The organism is Pseudomonas sp. 32A, assembly GCF_052682255.1.
Window position 1 is genome coordinate 6,174,094 of the sequence record NZ_JBQYLY010000001.1, and the last position, 20,072, is coordinate 6,194,165.

General features: G+C 62.2%; 18 protein-coding genes. 5 read left to right on the forward strand and 13 right to left on the reverse strand.

Annotated features, from left to right (window positions below; translation table 11 throughout):
* Positions 1-19 precede the first annotated feature (19 nt).
* Positions 20-631, forward strand: a complete 612-nt coding sequence (locus ACUN0G_RS28455; RefSeq protein WP_258346177.1) for an LpxA family transferase — start codon at positions 20-22, stop codon at positions 629-631.
* Between the two features lie 861 nt (positions 632-1,492).
* Here the strand turns inward: ACUN0G_RS28455 and ACUN0G_RS28460 are convergent.
* The 8 genes from ACUN0G_RS28460 to ACUN0G_RS28495 form a co-directional block, all read right to left on the reverse strand.
* Positions 1,493-2,263, reverse strand: a complete 771-nt coding sequence (locus tag ACUN0G_RS28460) for an SDR family NAD(P)-dependent oxidoreductase (RefSeq protein ID WP_445574968.1) — start codon at positions 2,261-2,263, stop codon at positions 1,493-1,495.
* A gap of 26 nt (positions 2,264-2,289) precedes the next feature.
* Entirely contained in the window at positions 2,290-3,348 is a 1,059-nt protein-coding gene (rhaT, locus tag ACUN0G_RS28465) for an L-rhamnose/proton symporter RhaT (RefSeq protein WP_445574969.1), read from the reverse strand.
* 40 nt (positions 3,349-3,388) lie between these two features.
* Positions 3,389-3,709, reverse strand: a complete 321-nt coding sequence (gene rhaM, locus ACUN0G_RS28470) for an L-rhamnose mutarotase (protein WP_008431304.1) — start codon at positions 3,707-3,709, stop codon at positions 3,389-3,391.
* Positions 3,709-4,590, reverse strand: coding sequence for an amidohydrolase family protein (locus ACUN0G_RS28475; protein WP_445574970.1), 882 nt, complete (start codon positions 4,588-4,590; stop codon positions 3,709-3,711). Before ACUN0G_RS28475 ends, rhaM begins: the two co-directional genes overlap by 1 nt.
* 70 nt (positions 4,591-4,660) lie before the next feature.
* Positions 4,661-6,094 (reverse strand): aldehyde dehydrogenase, encoded by a 1,434-nt coding sequence (aldA, locus tag ACUN0G_RS28480; protein ID WP_445574971.1) that lies wholly within the window; start codon positions 6,092-6,094, stop codon positions 4,661-4,663.
* Positions 6,095-6,104: 10 nt separating this feature from the next.
* Positions 6,105-6,905 carry an aldolase/citrate lyase family protein gene (locus ACUN0G_RS28485; RefSeq protein WP_093197188.1) on the reverse strand — a complete coding sequence of 267 codons (801 nt, stop codon included), beginning with the start codon at positions 6,903-6,905 and terminating at the stop codon, positions 6,105-6,107.
* Between the two features lie 11 nt (positions 6,906-6,916).
* Entirely contained in the window at positions 6,917-8,101 is a 1,185-nt protein-coding gene (gene rhmD, locus ACUN0G_RS28490) for an L-rhamnonate dehydratase (protein ID WP_258346174.1), read from the reverse strand.
* Between the two features lie 15 nt (positions 8,102-8,116).
* Entirely contained in the window at positions 8,117-9,412 is a 1,296-nt protein-coding gene (locus tag ACUN0G_RS28495) for an MFS transporter (protein ID WP_063029977.1), read from the reverse strand.
* A gap of 116 nt (positions 9,413-9,528) precedes the next feature.
* Here ACUN0G_RS28495 and ACUN0G_RS28500 point away from each other — a divergent pair, with 116 nt between their 5' ends.
* From ACUN0G_RS28500 to ACUN0G_RS28510, 3 genes are all read left to right on the forward strand, one after another.
* Positions 9,529-10,470 (forward strand): LysR family transcriptional regulator, encoded by a 942-nt coding sequence (locus ACUN0G_RS28500; protein ID WP_421525651.1) that lies wholly within the window; start codon positions 9,529-9,531, stop codon positions 10,468-10,470.
* Positions 10,471-10,562: 92 nt separating this feature from the next.
* The gene (locus ACUN0G_RS28505; protein WP_258346172.1) at positions 10,563-11,081 is read left to right on the forward strand and encodes a sigma-70 family RNA polymerase sigma factor; all 519 of its coding nucleotides are present in this window, start codon (positions 10,563-10,565) and stop codon (positions 11,079-11,081) included.
* The gene (locus ACUN0G_RS28510; protein ID WP_445574972.1) at positions 11,078-12,013 is read left to right on the forward strand and encodes a FecR domain-containing protein; all 936 of its coding nucleotides are present in this window, start codon (positions 11,078-11,080) and stop codon (positions 12,011-12,013) included. Before ACUN0G_RS28505 ends, ACUN0G_RS28510 begins: the two co-directional genes overlap by 4 nt.
* Positions 12,014-12,176: 163 nt before the next feature.
* Here ACUN0G_RS28510 and ACUN0G_RS28515 read toward each other — a convergent pair whose 3' ends face one another.
* From ACUN0G_RS28515 to ACUN0G_RS28525, 3 genes are read right to left on the reverse strand one after another with little or no spacing between them, the layout of a single operon-like run.
* On the reverse strand, positions 12,177-12,890 hold the full coding sequence (locus tag ACUN0G_RS28515) for an ABC transporter ATP-binding protein (protein ID WP_445574973.1): 714 nt from the start codon (positions 12,888-12,890) through the stop codon (positions 12,177-12,179).
* 2 nt (positions 12,891-12,892) lie between these two features.
* Positions 12,893-13,726 carry an ABC transporter permease gene (locus tag ACUN0G_RS28520; protein WP_318303465.1) on the reverse strand — a complete coding sequence of 278 codons (834 nt, stop codon included), beginning with the start codon at positions 13,724-13,726 and terminating at the stop codon, positions 12,893-12,895.
* Positions 13,727-13,736: 10 nt separating this feature from the next.
* Positions 13,737-14,708: an aliphatic sulfonate ABC transporter substrate-binding protein gene (locus ACUN0G_RS28525; RefSeq protein WP_445574974.1), complete on the reverse strand. Its 972-nt coding sequence runs from the start codon at positions 14,706-14,708 to the stop codon at positions 13,737-13,739.
* Between the two features lie 413 nt (positions 14,709-15,121).
* On the opposite strand from ACUN0G_RS28525, the gene ACUN0G_RS28530 reads away from it, so the two are divergent.
* The gene (locus ACUN0G_RS28530; RefSeq protein WP_003217010.1) at positions 15,122-15,337 is read left to right on the forward strand and encodes a TOBE domain-containing protein; all 216 of its coding nucleotides are present in this window, start codon (positions 15,122-15,124) and stop codon (positions 15,335-15,337) included.
* A gap of 135 nt (positions 15,338-15,472) precedes the next feature.
* Here the strand turns inward: ACUN0G_RS28530 and ACUN0G_RS28535 are convergent, their stop codons facing one another.
* Positions 15,473-18,820 (reverse strand): hypothetical protein, encoded by a 3,348-nt coding sequence (locus tag ACUN0G_RS28535; protein ID WP_445574975.1) that lies wholly within the window; start codon positions 18,818-18,820, stop codon positions 15,473-15,475.
* Between the two features lie 94 nt (positions 18,821-18,914).
* Positions 18,915-20,063 (reverse strand): MalY/PatB family protein, encoded by a 1,149-nt coding sequence (locus ACUN0G_RS28540; RefSeq protein WP_445574976.1) that lies wholly within the window; start codon positions 20,061-20,063, stop codon positions 18,915-18,917.
* Between the last annotated feature and the right edge of the window lie 9 nt (positions 20,064-20,072).

Sequence of the window (20,072 nt, forward strand, 5' to 3'; positions counted from 1 at the left end):
ATCTGTAGAGGGCTCGACATTGATTCGACTCACCGATTACATCGCAGACTTTTCCCGTTCGCCGCTGGCGCCCTGGGCTGATCTTGCACCCTGGGAACTGGTCACCCAAGCGCCTGGCATCGTGCGTCAGTTGTTGGCGGGGCTTTCTGATGACGACTATGAAATTCATGATGAGATTGCGGTGCACCGTACTGCGGTGGTTGAAGCCGGCGCTGTTTTAAAAGCGCCGCTGATCATCGGCGCCCACTGTTTTATCGCCGCCGGTGCTTACCTTCGCGGTGGTTGTTGGGTGGATGAATATTGCATTTTTGGGCCTGGTGCGGAGCTCAAGACATCCTTTGTTTTCAGCGGCAGCAAGTTGGCGCACTTCAATTTTGTTGGTGATTCGGTGCTGGGTCGCGGGGTTAATCTGGAGGCTGGGAGCATCGTCGCCAATTACCGGAACGAGCGTGACGACAAGCAGGTGCAGGTGCGCGTTGACGGGCAGTTGCAGGGTACTGGGTGTGACAAGTTTGGCGCGTTGCTGGGGGATCAGTGTCGGGTGGGTGCCAATGGGGTGTTGGCACCGGGGGCGGTGCTTGCGGCGGGGAGTGTGGTCAGGCGGGGGGAGGTTTTTGATTGTGAGGGGTAGGGGGTGTACATATCCGTTGCTGCGGTAACGGCTGCTTATGGTTCCGCTCTTACAGCGGGTCACTTTTGGCAAACGCCCCAAAAGTAACCAAAAGGTCTTTGCCCCACCACTCGGTGCCTCGCCTAGGCTCGGCATGCCCGCACTCCGGCACGCTTCCGCGGGCCGCCGCGACGGGCCATCCATGGCCCGGCGCGGCTAAATCGGCTTCCCTGCCGATTTACCCGCTCCACCGTGCCTACTTGCGGCCATCGTGGTTAACGGGGCCCGCAGATCAAAATCAAAAGCAGATCAAAAGCAGAGCACAGCGGCCTCCCGGCCGGCTTGAGTGTTAAAAGCAAAGACCAGAGCGAAAACAGATCTGCTTTTCTGTGGGAGCGGGCTTGCTCGCGAAAAACCTGAGAGCGCCGCGTTCATCCAGAATGCCCGCGTCATCGTTAACGACCTTCGCGAGCAAGCCCGCTCCCACATTTTTTGGACCGTGCCCGCTTTAGCTTTTGATTTTGCTCTTCAACACTCAAGCCGGCCGGTAGGCCGCTGTGCTCTTGATCTGCTTTTGATCTTGATCTTAGGCGCCCCGTTAAACCACGCTGGCCGAACGCAGGCTTTGGAGCGTGGGTAACCTGGCAGGACGCCAGGTTAGCCGTCCTGGGCCAGGGATGGCCCATGACGGCGGCCCACGGTCCAAAGCCGGAGTGAGGGCACACCGAGCCTAGGCGAGGTGCCGAGTGGTGGGGCAAGAGCGTTTTGCTTACTTTTGCGCTCTTCAAAAGTGAGCCGCTGTAAGAGCGGAACCAACAGTGGCCGTTACCTAAACAACGGATATACACCCAACCCCCCAAATAACGGATACGCCCCCACCAGCTACTGCAAGTTGACGAACAACCCCCCATCCACCAGCAACGAAGCCCCGGTCACATACCGCGCCATATCCGAAGCAAGAAAAACTATGGGCCCCGCCACATCGTCAGGTTCACCCAGGCGCCCCAGCGGCGTGCGCGAAGTCATGTACGCCAGCTTCTCCTCATCCGCCAAATCCTCCTTGTTGATGTCGGTAGCAATCGTCCCCGGCAACACCGAATTACAGCGAATCCCATAAGGCCCCAGCGCAATCGCACAGGACTGCATCAACGAATGCAGCCCGGCCTTGGTCGGCGTGTAGTGCGTCTGCATCCCGCCGCCCACCAACGCACTGATGGAACTGACCGCGATGATCGCGCCTCCCTTGCCCTGGTTTTTCATCTGGTTCGCCGCCGCCTGCACGGCGAAGTAGGCGCCGTTTAGGTTGGTGTTGACCGTCTTCAGGTACACCTCGCGCGGCATGTCGAGGAACGAGTGGAACGGACAGATCCCGGCGTTGTTGACGAACACATCTACACTGCCGAATGCCTTGAGCGCGCCGGCCACCAGTTTTTCGCCGGTGTCCGGATCAGCCGCATCGCCGCCCACCTCCACCGCTTGGCCGCCGAACGCTTTGATTTCCTCGATCAACGAAAACGCCGCTTCAGTGCCTTGGCCGCTACCACTGTGGCCGATGACCACACGGGCACCCTGGCGTGCACATTCCCGGGCGGCGGCGCGGCCGATTCCACGGGAGGCGCCAGTAATAATCACGGTTTTGTCTGCAAGTAACATAAGTGAACTCCTGAAAAAAAACGGCCTCAGCCGAGATAGTTGCCGTAACCGACCATGGCAATGGCACCGAGAATCACCGCGATACCCGCGACCAATACGCCTTTGTTGGTGGCGCTGGTGCCCTGCCATTCGCGGAAATACAGGCCCCAGCAGTTGGACACGATGATGATGAAAGACATGTGCAACACCCACGAACTGGCGTCGTTCTGCAGGCGGCTTTCGCCCATGCCGTAGAAGAAAAACTGCAGGAACCACAGGGTGCCGGCACACGCCACCAGCAGGTAGTTACCGAGCAGTGGCGTACTGCGGTCGGTGTAGTTGTGGAACGTGCGGTTGCGCCAGTTCAGCCACAGGCACCAGAGGCCGTTGGTGGTCAGGCCACCCCACATGATCACCATGAAGGTCACGTTGTTCTGGAACAGGCTATTGGCACCGTGCTCCACGGCCGCTGCGGCCAAGGGGCGACCGGCGGAAATGCCGTAGCTGAAGCATGCGCTCAAGACCCCGGAGATCACCGCCACCAGCATGCCCTTGGCCACCGAGAACTCGCTGATGCTGGCAAACTTCACCGCCTCCGGCACTTCACGTTCCTTGATCAACCCGGCCTTGCCGCACACCGCGATGCCCGCCAGTGAAACCGCTACACCCCACAGCACCCAATGCCCGCCTTGAGACGCGAGCATCGAGGTCAAGGTGCCTTCGGTGGCGTCGGTGAACAGGTCGCGGTACAGCGCCGGCATCAAGGCGCCGAGGGCTGACGTCAGGCCCAGTACCAGTGACATGCCCAGGGACAGCCCGAGGTAGCGCATGGTCAGGCCGAAGGTCAGCCCGCCGATGCCCCAGAGTACGCCGAACAGGTAGGTCCAGAGCAGGGTGCTGCCCTCGGCCTGGCGCAGGATGTCGACCCAACCGGGCACGGTCAGCTGCGCGGCAATCAGCGGCACGATCAGCCATGACACCAGGCCACCGGTGATCCAATAGCTTTCCCAGGCCCAGCCACGGACCTTCTTGTAAGGGATGTAGAAACTGCCGGAGGCGAAGCCGCCGATGAAGTGCAGAATCACACCGAAGAGAATGATTTCCACGTAGTCGAATCCTTTTTTATTGTTGTGGTAGCACGCTGCTTCAGCCTGGGGTGAGGCTGAACATCGGGATTAAATCCACGCTGACGGGCGAGGCGTCCGGATGGCTGGGCATGATGTCTTGCATGTACTGCCACCACCGTTGCATCAGCGCGGTGCTCGGCAACGCGTCGAGGCCGTGCTGGTCTTCGTGAGTCATCACGGCGAACAAGGCGTTGCTGGCCTCGTCGAGGAAGATCCGGTAGTCCACCACCCCGGCATCGCGCAGGGCCTGGGCCAGTTCGGGCCAGATCTCGTCATGGCGTCGACGGTATTCGGCGTGCTGGCCGGGGTTGAGGTTCATGCGAAAGGCTCGGGTCTGCATCACTGGCCTCCGTGGGGTGGCGTGGGGCTGTAGATGCGTACCGCGTTGTGCAGGAAGAACTTGCCCTGTACGTCCTCGGATTTACTCGCCATGCAGGCCTTCACCAGGCCCAGGGTGGTGGCGAAAGTGGCCAGGTGATCGCTGTTGGGCCAGTCGCTGCCGAAGAAGCAACGGTCTTCGCCAAAGGCTTCCCACAGCACGGCCAGGCGGTCGTTGTAGAACGCCGGGTCGGTGATCAATCCGCGTGGACCGACCTGAGGGATTTCTGCGAGTTTGGCGAACACATTGGGCCGCTCTGCAAGGCGCATCAGGTCAGCGTGATACGCCGATTCTTCACCGGCGGGCACGCTGGCATTGGGCAGGTGATCGACGATAATGCGCAGCTCAGGCAAGGCGTCGCTCAGGTGCAGCAGCCCTTTGATCAGGCGCGGATTGGGGTTGGCGCTGTCGAGGCCACGGCCGCATTCGGCAAGCCGGCGCAGGCCATCAATGAAGCCGGGGCGCGCCTGGTCTTCGAGCAAGTCGCGGTCCCACAGGTTGCCGTAACGCAAGCCGAGGAACAGCGGCTCATCGGCCAAGGCATCCAGATCAGCCGAAAAGCCGCCGTGCAGCGGGTCCAGGTTGCCAACGAAACCGAGCATGCGCGGGTCGCTGCGCAAGGTCTCCAGCAACCAGCGGTTGTCGTCGCGCCATGGGCTGGCTTCAACGGCAATGGCGCCGATCACGTTATGTTCGCCGGCCAGCGCCCAATAATCCGCCGGCAAATGCGCGGCATACAGCGCGTTGCCCGGCTCGGGCCAGGGAATGCCCTGGGGGCGGCGCGGGTCGAACAGGTGCAAATGGCTGTCGATGATCGGGCCGCTGTAAGGGGTAAGAGGCATAGCGCAATCCTTCGGAACAATGGATAGGGAAGGGCCCGCACGCTACCGCGCCAGGGCCCGTTGCACCACCTCAGCCCTGCAGGTACACCGCATGGGTATGGGTGTACTCATACAGGCCGTGCTTGCCGTCGGCGCCGCCGATTCCGGATTTGCGCACGCCGGCATGGAAGCCTTGCATCGCCTCGAAGTTCTCGCGGTTGACGTAGGTCTCGCCGAACGACAATTCGCGCACGGCCTGCATCGCCTTGCCCAGGTCGCGGGTGTAGATCGAAGAGGTCAGGCCGTAGTCGCAATCGTTGGCCATGGCGATGGCTTCATCCAGGTCGTCGACAATCTGGATCGGCAGCACCGGACCAAAAATTTCTTCGCGCATGATTTCCATGTCGGCGTGGCAACCGGCCAATACCGTCGGCTGGAAGTGAAACCCCTGGCCCAGATCGGCGATCTGTCCACCGGTGACCAGCGATGCACCCTGGCTCAAGGCGGTGCGTACCTTGCGATTGACGCTGTCCAGGCCTTGGCGGTTGATCAGCGGGCCCATCTCCACATCGGCCTGGGCGATGGGGTCGCCGTAGCGGGTGGCGGCCATCGCGGCGGTGATGCGCTCGATAAACTGGTCGGCCACCTTGCGCTCCACGTACACCCGTTCGGCGCAGTTGCACACCTGGCCGCTGTTGATGATCCGCGAGTCGCGAATGGCGTTTACCGCGAGGTCCAGGTCGGCATCGGCGAGGACGATGGCAGGCGCCTTGCCGCCCAGCTCCAGGTTGAGCTTGGTGATATTCGGTGCCGCAGCAGCCATGATCCGCGAGCCGGTGGCGACGCTGCCGGTGAAGCTGATCATGTCCACGCCCTTATGGGCGGTGAGGGCGCCACCGACGCGGCCATCGCCGCAGACCACATTGAATACCCCGGCCGGCAGGTCGGTCTCGGCCACCAGTTTGGCGAACTCGAAGCAGTTGTTCGGCGTTTCTTCGCTGGGTTTGATCACGATGGTGTTGCCGGTGAGCAACGCCGGGGCCATCTTGCGGGCGATCAAAAAGAACGGGAAGTTCCACGGCAGGATGCCGGCCACCACACCCAGGGGTTTGCGGAACAGGAAGATATTTTCATTGGGGCGGTCGCTGGTGATGATCTCGCCTTCAATGCGGCGCGCCCACTCGGCCATGTAGTCGAGGTAGTCGGCGGTGAAGTTGACTTCCACTTCCGCCAGGCCGCTGACTTTGCCTTGCTCCAGGGTGATGGTGCGCGCCAGGTGGGCGACGTTTTCCCGCAGCTTGGCGGCGATGCGGCGCAAGTGCCCGGCACGTTCGATCGCCGGTTTGCGCGCCCAGTCTTTTTGCGCATGACGTGCGGCAGCCAAGGCTTGGTCGATGTCTTCGGAGGTGGACGCCGGGACCTTCGACAACAGGGCGCCGGTGGCCGGGTTCAATACATCCAGGTGCGCATCGCTGGAGGTAAAGCGGCCGTTGATGAAGTTCTGGTAGACCGGTACGGATGACATGCTTGGCTCCTCAGTAAGTACGTGACGGTGCTTTGGCGTCGGCGGCGGGGCGGTAGCGGGCCAGGGTCGCCATGGCACCCTGGCGCAGCAAGCTGATGTCGATGGCCACCGCAATGAACTGGCAGCCCCAGGCTTGATAACGGCGAGCGTCGTCTTCGTTGGGGGCGAGAATGCCGCAGGCCTTGCCGGCCGCCAGCGTGGCGTTGACCGCGTGCTGGATGCGTTCCTGCACCTCGGGGTGCCCGGGATTGCCAGCGTGACCGAGGCCGATGGACAGGTCGGCGGGGCCGATAAATACCGCGTCCACGCCTTCCACCGCCGCAATTGCCGCGACGTTTTCAACGCCCAGGCGCGACTCCACCTGCACGATCAGGCACAGCTGTTCATGGGCAGTATTGAGGTAGTCGGCCACGCCGTCCCAGCGGGTGGCGCGGGTCAAGCCGCCGCCTACGCCACGAATACCGTGGGGCGGATAACGCATCGCACGCACCAGGGCCTGGGCTTGCTCGGCGGTTTCCACCATCGGGATCATCAGCGTTTGCGCACCCACGTCCAGCAGTTGCTTGATCAGGTTGGCGTCGCTGCTTACCGCACGCACCACCGGCGCAGTGGCGTAGGGCGCCACGGCCTGGAGCTGGTTGAGCACGCTGGGCACGGTGTTGGGGGCGTGTTCGCCGTCAATCAGCATCCAGTCGTAACCGGTGCTGGCGACGATCTCGGCGGCGTAGGCGGTGGCGAAGCCGGCCCAGATCCCGTATTGCGCGGCGTCTTTACGCAGCGCGGCCTTGAAAGCGTTGTGGGGCATGTTCATGGCAGGAGTCCTCAGCGGTTATACGGACGATGCAGTTGGCAATCGGGGTTGAGGTCCACGCCAAACCCGGGTTTGTCGAGCACCGACAGGCGCATGCGGCCATTCACCGGCACGGGTTCACCGAGCAGTTGCGGGTGGAACATCGGCACCACCTCATCGGCCTTGGGCGCCATCATCAGGAATTCGGCGAACGGGCTGTTATGGCGGGTGGCGACGAAGTGGTAGCTGTAGACCGACGAGCCGTGAGGCACCACCAGCGCATTATGGGCGTCGGCCAGGGCCGAGATTTTCACCAACTCGGTGAGGCCGCCGCACCAGCCCACATCCGGCTGGATAATGTCGCAGCAACCCATCTCCAGCAGCATGCGAAAGCCCCACCGGGTAGCCTCGTGTTCGCCGGTGGTGACCAACATGCCTTTGGGCACGTTGTTGCGCAGGGCGGCATAGCCCCAGTAGTCGTCGGGCGACAGCGCTTCTTCAATCCATTTCAGGCCGTATTCATGGGCGCCGATCGCCAGTTTGGTGGCGTAGTTCAGGTCCAGGCTCATCCAGCAATCGAGCATCAGCCAGAAGTCCGGGCCGACCCGCTCGCGCATGGTCGCCAGTTCCTCGAGGTTTTTGCGCAGGCCTTCTTCGCCTTCCGATGGGCTGTAGTGCAGGGGCATCTTGCCGCCGATAAAGCCCATCTTCTGTGCGAGGTCGGGGCGGGCGCCGGTGGCGTAGAACTGCAACTCGTCACGCACCGCGCCGCCGAGCAACTGGTGCACCGGTTCCTGGCGGATCTTGCCGAGCAGGTCCCACAGCGCCAGGTCGACACCGGAGATCGTGTTGATCACCAGGCCCTTGCGGCCGTAGTAGAGGGTGGACTGGTACATCTGGTCCCAGATTTTCTCGATATCGGTCACGTGGGCGCCTTCCAGGAAACGCGCCAGGTGCTTCTCGACGATATACGCGGCGGGCTCGCCACCGGTGGTCACGGCGAACCCGACGGTGCCGTCGCTGGCCTCGATTTCCACCACGAGTGTGCCGAGTACGTTGATCCCGAAACTGCGGCGGCTCTGGCGGTATTCGGGGTATTTGCTCATGGGGGTACTGATGTGATCGTCGATCCAGTGGCCGTCTGCCTGGTCGTGGTAGTCCGCGCCGCCGCCGCGCAGCACAAAGGCGCGGACGTGCTTGATAGTGAGGTTGCCCATGGTGTGACTCCTTGATTAAACAGTGGCCGGCGTGTTCGTCGCTTTTTGGCCTGGGGAATGGATACCGAGTACCAGCAACGCTGCGAGTACGGTGGTGGCAGACAGCAGGTAAAGGCCGGCTGCAGGGGAGTGAAAGGCGGTTTCTGCCCAGTTCTTCAGCACCGGGGCGATAAACCCGCCGAGGGCGCCGAAGGAGTTGATCAGGGCAATGCTGGCCGCCGCTGCGCTGCCGGCCAGGTAACTGGAAGGGAAGGTCCAGAACACCGGTTGCACGGCGATAAAGCCCGAGGCGGCAAAGCACAGGGCGAGCATGCCCAGCAGCGGGTTGGCGAAGGTCACTGAGCAGGCGATCCCGGCGGCGGCCATCAACAGGGTCAGGGATGCGGTTTTGCGGCGCTCGCCGGTGCGGTCGGAGTAGCCGGGAATCCACCACGCGGCGAACAGCGCACAGACCCAGGGAATCGCCGAGACCAGGCCCACCATCAAGCCGACCTTGGTCCCCAGCAATCCGCCGACCTGGGTGGGCAAATAGAACACCACGCCGTACACGCTGGCCTGGATCAGCAGGTACACCAGGCACAGGTACAGCACGCTGGGCTGACACAGCACCGTGAGCAGGCTGCGGCCGTGGGAGGTTTTGTGTTGGTCTTCGTGGTCCAGCAAATCCTGGATCTGGCGGCGCTCTGCAACGCTCAGCCATTTGGCATCGGCGGGGCGGTTGTCCAGGTACCAATAGGCCCAGATGCCAACCGCGGTGGCCATCAGGCCTTCTACCGCGAACAGCCATTGCCAGCCGTGCAACCCGGAGAACCCGTCCAGCTCCAGCAACAGGCCGGACAGCGGGCTGCCGAAGATGAACGCCAGGGGCGCGCCAAAGTAGAAGAAACCCATGGCCTTGCCGCGCACGGCGGAGGGGAACCAGTAGGTGAGGTAGAGGATCACGCCGGGGAAGAATCCGGCTTCGGCCACGCCCAGCAGAAAGCGCAACACGTAGAAGCTGGTTTCGTTGTGGGCAAACATCATGGCGGCGGACACCAGGCCCCAACTGACCATGATCCGGCACATCCACAGGCGGGCACCGACGCGATGCATGATCAGGTTGCTCGGCACTTCCAGCAGCGCATAGCCGACAAAAAACACCCCGGCGCCAAAGGCGAAGGCGGCGTCACTGAGGCCGGTGTCGGCCTGGAAGGCTTGTTTGGCGAACCCGACGTTGGCGCGGTCGAGGAAGGCCATGATGTACATCAACAGCAGGAAGGGCAGCAGCCGCCAGGAAATTTTGGCGAGCAGAGGTGCGGGCAGGGTCTTCATTGTTCAGTCCGGTGTTTTGTTCTTATGGGAAGGACTGTACGGCGCTCAATCCATGCGCTACAAATCGAATCTCGCTTACAACTGATAACCTCAGGGTATCGATAACAAGGATAAAAATGAGTAGTCCGTTGATCTCCCGAAGCCTGTTCAACCGCCTGCGCTACAAGCATCTGCACATGCTGGTGGCCTTGAGTTCCAGCCAGAACCTGCACCGTGCGTCCCAAAGCCTGAACATGTCGCAGCCGGCGGCGACGCGCATGTTGCGCGAGATCGAGGACATGTTTGCCTGTGACCTGTTCGAGCGCCTGCCCCGGGGCATGCGCCCGACGGCGCTGGGCAAGGAGTTGATCCGCTTTGCCGAGTCGGCGCTGAGTGGCCTCGACCGTTGCGCCGAAGACCTGATGGCGCGTCAACAGGGCGGTTATGGCTACTTGTCGATTGGCACCATCATGGGCGCGGCCCCGGACCTGGTGATGGACTCCATTGCCCAGATCAAGACTCTCAATCCCCAACTGCGCATTCGCATCATGGGCGACACCAGCGACCAGGTGATCCAGTTGCTGGAACAAGGCCGCATCGACCTGGCCATCGCCCGGCGCAATGCCGCCACCGACAGCGAGCATTACACCTTCGAACCCTTGGGTAACGAGCGTTTGTTGGTGGTGGTGCACGCCGGCCATCCCCTGGCCCAGCGTGATGACCTGGCGCTGACGGAGCTGGTCAGCGACTGGCCGTGGATCCTGCAACCGGAAACCAGCCCGGCGCGCATCGGCTTCGACGAAGCGCTGCAACGCCTTGCGTTACCGCAGCCGGCAGACATCATCGAGTGCAGCTCGGTGTATTCCATGCAGCAACTGATTCAATTGACAGACGCAATCATGGTGCTCTCGGAAAGCGCCCTGCGGGATTACCTGAAAATGGGCCTGGTGGTCGCACTGCCGGTGGCGCTGGAGGTGCAGCTCGCACCGTTCGGCATGTTGCTGCGCCGGGGCGACCCGGTAAGTCGTGAACTGGGGGTGTTTATCGACATGCTCAGGCAAAAGGCCGCGATGCTTTAAACATGCTGTGCAAAAGAACGTGGTATGCCGGCGGGATATTAAATAGAATGAATCTCATTTGAGACTGACTCGCGCCGCGCAGGTTACTTGCCATGAATGATGCTGTATTGCCGACGCACCTCACTGAACCGAGTCTTCACAGCTTGTACCGCGACCACCGCAGCTGGCTGGAAAGCTGGTTGCGCCGTCGTCTGGGCAACGCGTGGGATGCGGCTGACCTGAGCCAGGACACGTTCCTGCGGGTGCTGGCCAGCGCCCAGCCGATTGCGCAATTGCAGGAACCCCGGGCGTATCTGGTGACGGTGGGCAAGCGGTTGCTGGTGAATTTTCACCAGCGGCGCAGCCTGGAGCAGGCGTATCTCAACGCATTGATGCACTTGCCGCAGGATTGCGTGCCGTCACCGGAACAGCGCTGGCTGCTGCTGGAAACCCTGCAAGCCCTTGATGAGTTGCTCGATGGTTTGCCACCGGTGGTACGCCGCGCGTTTCTCTGGAGCCAGCTGGAAGGCCTGGGCTATCGCGAGATTGCCGAGCGACTCAAGGTCTCCGAGCGGACAGTGAAACGCTACATGGCCCAGGCCTATGAGCATTGCCTGCTGGTGGAACTGTGAGCCGCACCGCGCCGGATCTTGCCCGTGCGGCGGCACAGTGGCTGGCGTTGCTGGAATCCGGCAGCGCCACCGAGCGTGATCATGCCAGCCTGCAGCAGTGGCGTGACAGCCATCCTCAACACGAACAGATCTGGCAAAAAGCCCAGTTGCTGCGCCAGCGTTTTACCGACTTGCCTCCGGCATTGGCCATGGCCAGCCTCGATCGCCCGCAACCAGGGCGGCGTGCGGTGCTCAAGCGTGCGTTGGGCGTGGCGGCCTTGGTGCCGGCCGCGTGGTTGCTTAGCCGGCAATTGCCGATCGATGCATGGCGCGCCGACCTGCACACCGCCACCGGCGAACGTAAGCGTGTGGCGCTGGCGGATGGCAGTAGCCTGCAACTCAACACTGCCAGTGCGGTGGATGTGGATACGGCCCGGCGCCGTGTGACGCTGGTGGAAGGGGAGATGGCGTTGACCGTGCCGGGGGCCGGTGCGCTGACGGTGCAGACGCGTTATGGCCAGGTGATCGTCAGCCAGGCTGACGTGTGTGTGCGGCAGCTGTCATCCGGGTGTTTGGTGTCGGTGTTGAAGGGGCGGGTGCAGGTGCAGGACCTGCGCGGGCAGATGGCGACATTGCAAGGTGGGCAGCAGGCCCGGTTGCAGGAATCCGGGATGGGCGCTGCGGTGGCGTTCGATGCGTTGCAACTGGGTTGGCGCGACGGTGTGCTGACGGCGCAGAACCAGCTGTTGGGCGATTTTTTGCGGGAGTTGGAGCGGTATCGGCCGGGTGTGCTGCGTTGGGACCCGAGCCTTGAAGCACTGCGGGTCACGGGGAGTTTTCAGTTGGCGGACACGGATCGCATTCTTGCGTTGCTGGCGTCGACGATGCCGCTGCAAGTGCAGTCCCGTACGCAGTATTGGGTGACGTTGACGCCGCGTAAATCGGCTGCTTGATGCGATCCTTGTGGGAGCGGGCTTGCTCGCGAAGAACCTGAGAGCGCCGCGTTGAATCAGGATGCCCGCGTCATCGTTGACGACCTTCGCGAGCAAGCCCGCTCCCACATTTGAACCGTGCCCGCTTTAGCTCTTGATTTTGGGCGGCCTCAACGCGTGCCTTTCAGATCACATGCGCCCGCTGCAGCTCAGTCAGCGCCAGTGCCTTGAGCCGCGCCAACAGCGGATCCCGCCGATCCCGCGGATGCACCAGCTCCACCGCCAGCTCCTGGCGAATGCTGCTGGGCCGGTTATCCATCACCAACACCCGGTCACTCAGATACAACGCCTCGTCCACATCGTGAGTCACCAGCAGCAGGGCGATCCCATGATGCTCAGCCAATTGCAGCAGCAAATCCTGCAGCTTCATACGGGTAAACGCATCCACCGCACTGAACGGTTCGTCCAGCAACAACACTTGCGGCCTTGAATACAACCCGCGAGCAATCGCCACCCGTTGCGCCATCCCGCCAGACAATGCCTTGGGCAACGCCTGGCCAAAGCCTGCAAGCCCCACTTCATCGATCAACTGCGCAACCCAGGCCCTGTCATAGCCGTCGTCATCGCTGAAGCCGATGTTTTGCTCCACCGTCAGCCAGGGCATCAGGCGCGGCTCCTGAAAGACAAAAGCGACCTCACCACCGCCTTGCAGCAGTTCCCCCTGATAGTCCTTTTCCAGCCCGGCGACGATCCGCAGCAACGTGCTTTTGCCACAGCCGCTGGGGCCCAGCAAGCTCACCGCTTCCCGGGGTTGCAGGGCCAAGTGGACGTTGGCCAGTACGGTGGTCGCGCCGAAGCTCTTACGCTCGACGCGAATATCCAATAGCGCTTCACTCATGTTCAATGCTCCGGACCTTGGCCGTTGAAGGTATCGCGCCAGGCCAGGCAGCGTTTTTCCAGGGCAGCCAACAGGCCGTCGCTGATCTTGCCCAGCAGCGCCAGCACGATGATCGCCGCCAGCACAATGTCAGGCCGTGAGGTTTCCCGACCATCGCTAAGCAGGTAACCCAGACCCTTGGTGGCGGCGATCAACTCGGCCGCCACCAGGAACATCCACGCCAGGCTCAAGCCGCTGCGCAGGCCGGTGAACAAACCGGGCAGGGCGGCGGGCAAGAGGATGCGACGCACCAGGCGCGTACGGCTGAAGCCATACATCTGCCCGACTTCCACCAGCTTGCGGTCGATATCGCGTATCGCCGCAACGCCATTGAGGTACACCGGGAAGAACGCGCCGATGGCAATCAGCACGATCTTCGAGGTCTCATCAATGCCCAGCCACAGCAGCAACAGCGGCACCCAGGCCAGGCTCGGGATCGAGCGCAGGCCGGCGAAGGTCGGCTCCAGATACGCCTCGGCTTCGCGGCTCAAGCCGACCCAGGCAGCAAACACCAACGCCAGGCTGGCACCAATGGCGAACCCCAGCAGCACCCGCAACAGGCTGGCGCTGATGTGTTTCCACAGCGCGCCTTCGGCGAGGTCGGTGAGGGTCACGGCGATCTCGCTGGGGGCCGGCATCTGGTAGGAGGGCAGCCAGCCGATGCGCACCACCACCTCGAGGATCACCAGGATCAGCACCGGCAACGCCAGGCCCTTGAGCCGCCTTGGCCAGGCGCTGCGTTGCACGGTGATGCCGGGCGCGAGTGCGACGGGCAGGGTTTCGCTTTTGCTGCTCATGACGCTCCCCTTATGGACGAGGCAAGGCCTGGCCGAAGCTTGGGTCGATCAACTGGTCGATGATCTGATCCACATTCACCCCACGGCGCACCAGTTCTTCCGACACCAATATCGGCGCGGCGGCCTTGGACGACACCACGTCCTGGGACGTGAGCAATGGGCTGCTCAAGTCGGTACGGGACAGTTGCAGCTTGGCCACGTCGAGGGGCAGGCCGGACTCGTCGGCCAGCAGCTTGGCGAATTCATCTGGGTGCTTGACCGCCCAGTTGCGAGCTTTTTCATAGGCGCCGAGCACCTTGGCGATGGTCTGTGGATGCTCCTTTGCGTATTTGTCGGTCACGCTGACCACGCCGTAGCTGTTGAAGTCCTTGTTGCGGTACAGCACGCGCGAGCCCGCCTGGATTTCGCTGGCGGCCATGTGCGGGTCGAGACCGGCCCAGGCATCCACATCACCTTTCTCCAGGGCGGTACGGCCATCCGGATGTTGCAGGTGCACCAACTCCACATCGTCCTTGCTCAGGCCGGCTTTCTGCAGGCTGCGCAGGGTGAACAGGTACGGATCGGTGCCTTTGGTGGCCGCGATTTTCTTGCCCTTGAGGTCGGTGACGTTCTTGAACGTTGAGTCCTTGCGCACCACCAGTGCGGTCCATTCGGCGCGGCTGTACACGTACACCGACTTGATCGGGCTGCCATTGGCCCGGCTGAGCACAGCCGACAGGCTGGCGGACGAGGCGAAGTCGACGCCGCCGCTGTTGAGGTATTCCAGGGAACGGTTGCTGCCCTGGCTCAACACCCAGCCGACCTTGGTGTTTGGCAGTGCTTCTTCGAGCCAGCCGAAGTGTTTTAGCACCAGGCTCACCGGGGAGTAATAGGCGTAGTCCAGATTGACTTGCGCAGGGTCGGTTTCCGCTGCATGAGCGAGCGGTTGCAGGCTGAGGGCGAGGGCACAGGCGCCCAACAGGGTGTTGACGAAGGGTTTCATGGAACAGCTCCGGACAAGGCGGGAAAGAGAAGGCTTTTCTTATATTCAGAAAATTCATATGGCATGTTCCATCATGCGTTATAAGAATATGCAGACTCTGTGCCAGCGTAATTCGTGCCGCCGGGCAACCCCCCACGTAGCAGCTGTCGAGCCTGAGCGAGGCTGCGTCAGCGGTCTGTCTGACACACCGCGGACGCAGCCTCGCTTGCGCTCGACAGCTGCTACGTGGGGGAGTGGTTGGGAGTGGGGAGGCAGGCACTTTGTTGAATCACTGTTGGCTATGCAACAGCTTGCATATGTTTTTATGGAATAAATAAAGAGTTATATATTCCTTTTGTTGGTTTCACGAATAGGGCACTTTGAGTGCCTGCGCATTCGTGCGGATTGACCCAACAGACCAAAGGAAAGCCGACATGACCATTAAAGCGATCAACGTGCGCAACCAGTTCAAAGGCGTGATCAAGGAAATCCTGATCGGCGAAGTGGTGTCCGAGATCGACGTGCAAACCGCATCGGGGATCGTGACGTCGGTGATTACCACCCGCTCGGTGCGTGACTTGGAATTGAAAGTGGGCAGTGAAGTGATTGCCTTTGTGAAGTCGACTGAAGTGTCGATCGCCAAGCTGTAAACCCGAGTCCAGTTGTGAACCCAATCCAAATGTGGGAGCTGGCTTGCCTGCGATGACTGAGTGTCAGTCGACCTATTTGTCGGCTGATACACCGCTATCGCAGGCAAGCCAGCTCCCACACTGATTTGTGTAGATTTAGTTGAGCCGAGGCCCGCCTCCTGATGGCCGCGAACCCGGCTTCTCATCCGAGGCTTCCGGCAGTGCCTTGGGCGTTTCACTCGGGTCCTTGTAGTCCTTGTGCAAATCCCCATCCAGCCGGTTGCTCGACGAGCCGCCACTTTGGGGTGTCGAGTCGAAATGCTCCCACTCCGATTGCTGGAAGCGGAACAGGCTGTCATCGGTCGGCGTGTCGCGGCCGTGGTAGTGGTGGATTTCGTAGTGGGCGTATTCGACCTTGTCCGCCCAGTTGTCCTGCAACAAGCCGTCGCCGGCCAGGTCGCGGTACCAGTCGTTTTCCTTCTCGGTGGCCTTCTGTTTTTTGTTGTGGTCGACGAAGTAGCCGATGATCCCGCCCACCACCGCCAACACCACGCCCACCAGGAACAGCGGCCCGGTCAGCGCTGCCGCCGTGCCTGCGCCAAACAGCGCCGCCGCACCCAATACCCCGGCCGACGCGCCGAACGCACCGCCCGCCACTTGCAAGCCACCTGCGGCCTGAGCCAACGGGTCTTTGCTGTCCACGCCGCTTTTGATCGCCAGGGCGCCGAGCACAATGTCGGCAAAACCACCGGCAATGTCTGTTGCCGGGCCCAGCACCTTGATCACGGAACCGGCGATCTTCGCCGATTGGGAGGCACCAAGCTTGGCCGCACCGGCGGCCTTGAGGCCGTCATCCAGGTGAGTGGCGAGGCCCTCGGTGGCTTCGGTCACGGCTTTATCACCTTCGCCAAACAGCTTGGCGACGCCGTCGTACTGGCTGTCGGGAACCGCGTCCAGGGCGGCGGCGATCTCCTTGCTGACCTTTGAGTCGATTTCGCTGGGCTTGCTGAAGTCGATGACTTTGCCGGCCGCACCTTCCTTGCCCCAGATTTCCGGCAGGGTCTTGTCCAGGCCGAGGAAGTCCACCAGGCCGCCCTTGCCCAGGGCTTCGCCGATCTTGTCGCCGAGCTTGACGAAGTGGCTCGCGCCGCCGGCAAAACTCAGGAAGTCCTTGGCGATGGTCATGCGTTGGGCCGGGGTTTCGCCGAGCTTGCCGCCTTTGCCCACCAGTTGGTAAATCCCCGAGAACAGGCTGACGCCGGCGCCCATCGAGCCGAGGATGCCTTTGCTGTTGAGGGTGTTGAACACCTCGCCGAGCATGCCGCGATCGGCCACCGGGATATACGGTTTGCTCAGGGCGGTTTTCACGTCGGCTTCGCTGATGGTGCCGCTGTTCTTGTAGACGTCGCCGAGTTCTTCCAGGGCCTTGGTCACGGCCGAGGATTTCTCCTTGCCCTCCAGGCCCTCGTTGAGGAATTTCTCCAGCACTTCCTGGCTGCGGCGCGGCAGGTCCAGCAGGTTGCCCTTGAGCACGCCCTTGAGCAGGCCGAACAGGTCCTTGGTGGCCAGTTCCTTGTTTTCGTCGGAGATCTTGCTCGGGTCCGACAGGATCTCGTTGAGGTCGGTGGTCAGCCCGTCAGCCTGGATATTCTGCGCAGCCTTGGTGGCAGCTTCCGGGTCGAACAGCGACAGCGAGGTCAGGGTGTTGCTCAGGTCTTGCTGGGCTTCGTGGCTCTTGCCCTGTTTTTGCAGGTCCTTGAGGTACAGCACGTAGTCGGGGTTGCTGGTCAGGTCGAGGAGCTTCTGCTTGATCTCGTCCTTGTTGGGCAGGTGGCTGATGGCGTCGTCCATCTTGGCCTTGTAGTCGGCCTGCACGGTCGGGTCTTTGAACAGCTCGCCGATCTGCTCCTGCACCGCCTTGCCGTCGATGATGTCGTGCATGTCGGCGGAGGTGAGTTCGGTCTGCTTGTCATCGAACTCGCGCCAGGTGGTGTTGAACGGGCGCTTGGATTCTTCGTAGCCGGTGATGCCATGGCCGTTCTGGTAGGCGGCCTGGGCTTCCAGGGCGCGGACCAGTTTGGCCCGTGGGTCGTCCTTGGGAATCGAGCCGTCCTTGACGCCGGCGCGGTAGGTGTCGATCAGTTCAGTGGTGGCCAGCTCGCTGACGCTCTGGGTCGGCGATTTGTCGTCGTCCTTGTCGGCATGCACGCCGGTGTCGAGGTTGAGCACGTCCAGCTCGTCGTTGCTCGGCAGGTTGTACTTGGCGCGGGTCTCGTCGACGGTGCCGGCGCTCCAGGCTTCCCACTTGGCCACCACTTCGTCGTAGAGCTGCGGGCTGAGTTCCTTGGAGACGATGACCTTGCCTTCGCTGGTTTCATAGCGGATCAGGCCGTCCCCCAGCTCGTCGGGAGAGCCGAAGGTGATGTCGGTGTTTTTCAGGAAGCCATTCGGCCCGGCCAGCTTGTAGCCGGCGTCTTCGCTGCTGTGGATCTTGCTCCAGGTGTCCTGGGCGGTGGCCACGCTCTTGAACAGTTCCGGGCTGACGTCGGCCGATACGACGACCTTGGTGCCGTCGTGGGTTTCATAGGTCAGCACGCTGCCTTGCTGGCCTTCGATCCAGCCGAAGCCCTTGTAGTCATTCAGTTCTGGCGCCTTGGTGTTGGCGTCCGCCAGGCTCGAGCCGTCGTTGAGCGCGGACTCCACGGCGGCCTTTTTGTCGGGGTTGGTGTAGACCTCATGCAGGCCCGCCAGGTAGTCGAACAACTTGGGGTTATCGTCCCGGGCCACGACCATTTTCTGGCCATTGCTTTCAAAACGGATCAGGCCGGGACCGACTTCATCCTTGGGGCCGACAGTAGTGCCGGCGTAGGGCGGCCACACTTCGTTGTCGCTGGCGCGTTTGTAGCCGGCGTCTTCGCTGCTGCCCAGGCCGGTGAAGCTTTCATAGGCTTCCTTGGCTTTCTGGAAGGCCTCGGGGTTGTCGCGCTGGCTGATGACGAACTTGTTGCCGTCCTGGGTTTCGTAGCGAATCACGCCGGGGCCGGTTTCGTCGGGCGGGCCGAGGGATTTGTAGTCGCCGAGTTTTTCCGGGGCCGTAGCATCGCCACCCAGGCGCTGGTAGCCGGCGGCTTCGCTGGCGTTGACGCCGGACAGGGCCTTGAAGTCGGCACTGACTTGCTTGAACAGCTCGGGGCTGTCTTTTTCGCTGACGATGACTTTCTTGCCGTCCTGGGTTTCATAACGGATCAGGCCGGGGCCGGCTTCATCTGCCGGGCCGATGGCTTTGTAGTCACCCAGGCTGGCCGGTGGTGCGGCGTCCTTGGCGGCCAGTTCATAGCCTTGCTCCTTGCTGGCAGCGAGCCCTTGCGCGGTTTTGTCGCCGGCCTCCACCTTCTTGTTGTTGGCGCTGTTCTTGAGCAGCACGTGGAACGCCGCGCCGGACTTGGGCGGTGTGAGAGGAAGGGCTTTGGGGTCGGTCGAGCGGTTGAGCGGCTGGGTCGTCATGCCATGGAACTCCTGCTGTTACCGGTGGGACGAATCGGCAAAAACAGTAACAGCAGGGGTTCGGCGGTCGTTGCGAAAAGTTGTGAATTGCGCCTTAACGGTGACGCAGGCTGCGTTCCAGGCGGGCAATGCCTTCTTCCAGCATGGCCCGCGGGCAGCCGAAGTTCAGGCGCACGAACTGTTGGCTGTCATCGCCGAACTCCAGGCCGGCGCTGAGGCCGACTTTCGCCTGGTCAAGGAAGAACTGTTGCGGGTCGTCCAGGCCCAGGGCGCTGCAATCCAGCCAGGCCAGGTAGGTGCCTTGGGGTGCATGCATCACCACGCCAGGCAGGCGGGTTTGCACGGCGTTCAGCAGGTAATCGCGGTTGGCTTGCAGATAGGCCACCAGCGCTTGCAGCCAGTCGCCGCAGTCGCTGTAGGCTGCGCGGGTGGCTTCCAGGCCCAGGGGGCTGACACTGTCGACCATGCCGCAGCGGGCGTGATTGAAGCGCTCGCGGATCTCAGGGTTCTGGATCACCGCAAAGCAGGTCTTCAACCCGGCGACGTTGTACGCCTTGCTCGCCGACATCAGGGTGATGGTGCGCTGGGCGATTTCCGGGCTGAGGCTGGCGGTGGGGATATGCCGGCGGCCGTCAAAACACAGCTCGGCGTGGATTTCATCGGAGACGATCAACGTGCCCTGGTCCAGGCAGGCGGTGGCCAGGGCCAGCAGTTCTTCGCGGGGGAACACCTTGCCTATCGGGTTGTGCGGGTTGCTCAACAGCAGCGCGCCGGCACCTTTGAGTGCGTCACGCATCGCTGGCAACGGCGTGAGGTACTCGCCCTCGGCGCTCAACTCAAACGGCACTTCGATCTTTGGCAGGTTCCAGTGGGCAGGGGCCAGACGAATCGGGCGGTAGTTGGGGGTTTGCAACACCACCGCTTGCCCAGGCTGCACAAACGCGTGCAACGCCATGTTGAAACCAGGCTCGACACCCGGCAAAAACAGCAGCTCATCCGGCTGTACGCGCCAGGCGTACTTGGCCCACAAATCGGCGACGATCGCCTCACGCACGCCATCGCAGGCCACGCTGTAGCCGAGGATCTGCTGACCCAGGCGCTCGTGCAACGCTTGAAGCACGGCCGGTGGCGCGGCGATGTCCATGTCGGCAATCCACATCGGCAGAACGTCTTGCGGGTAACGACTCCACTTGGTGCTGCCGGTGCCGAGGCGGGAGTGGATCGTGTCGAAATCAAAGCTCATGGGTGGCTC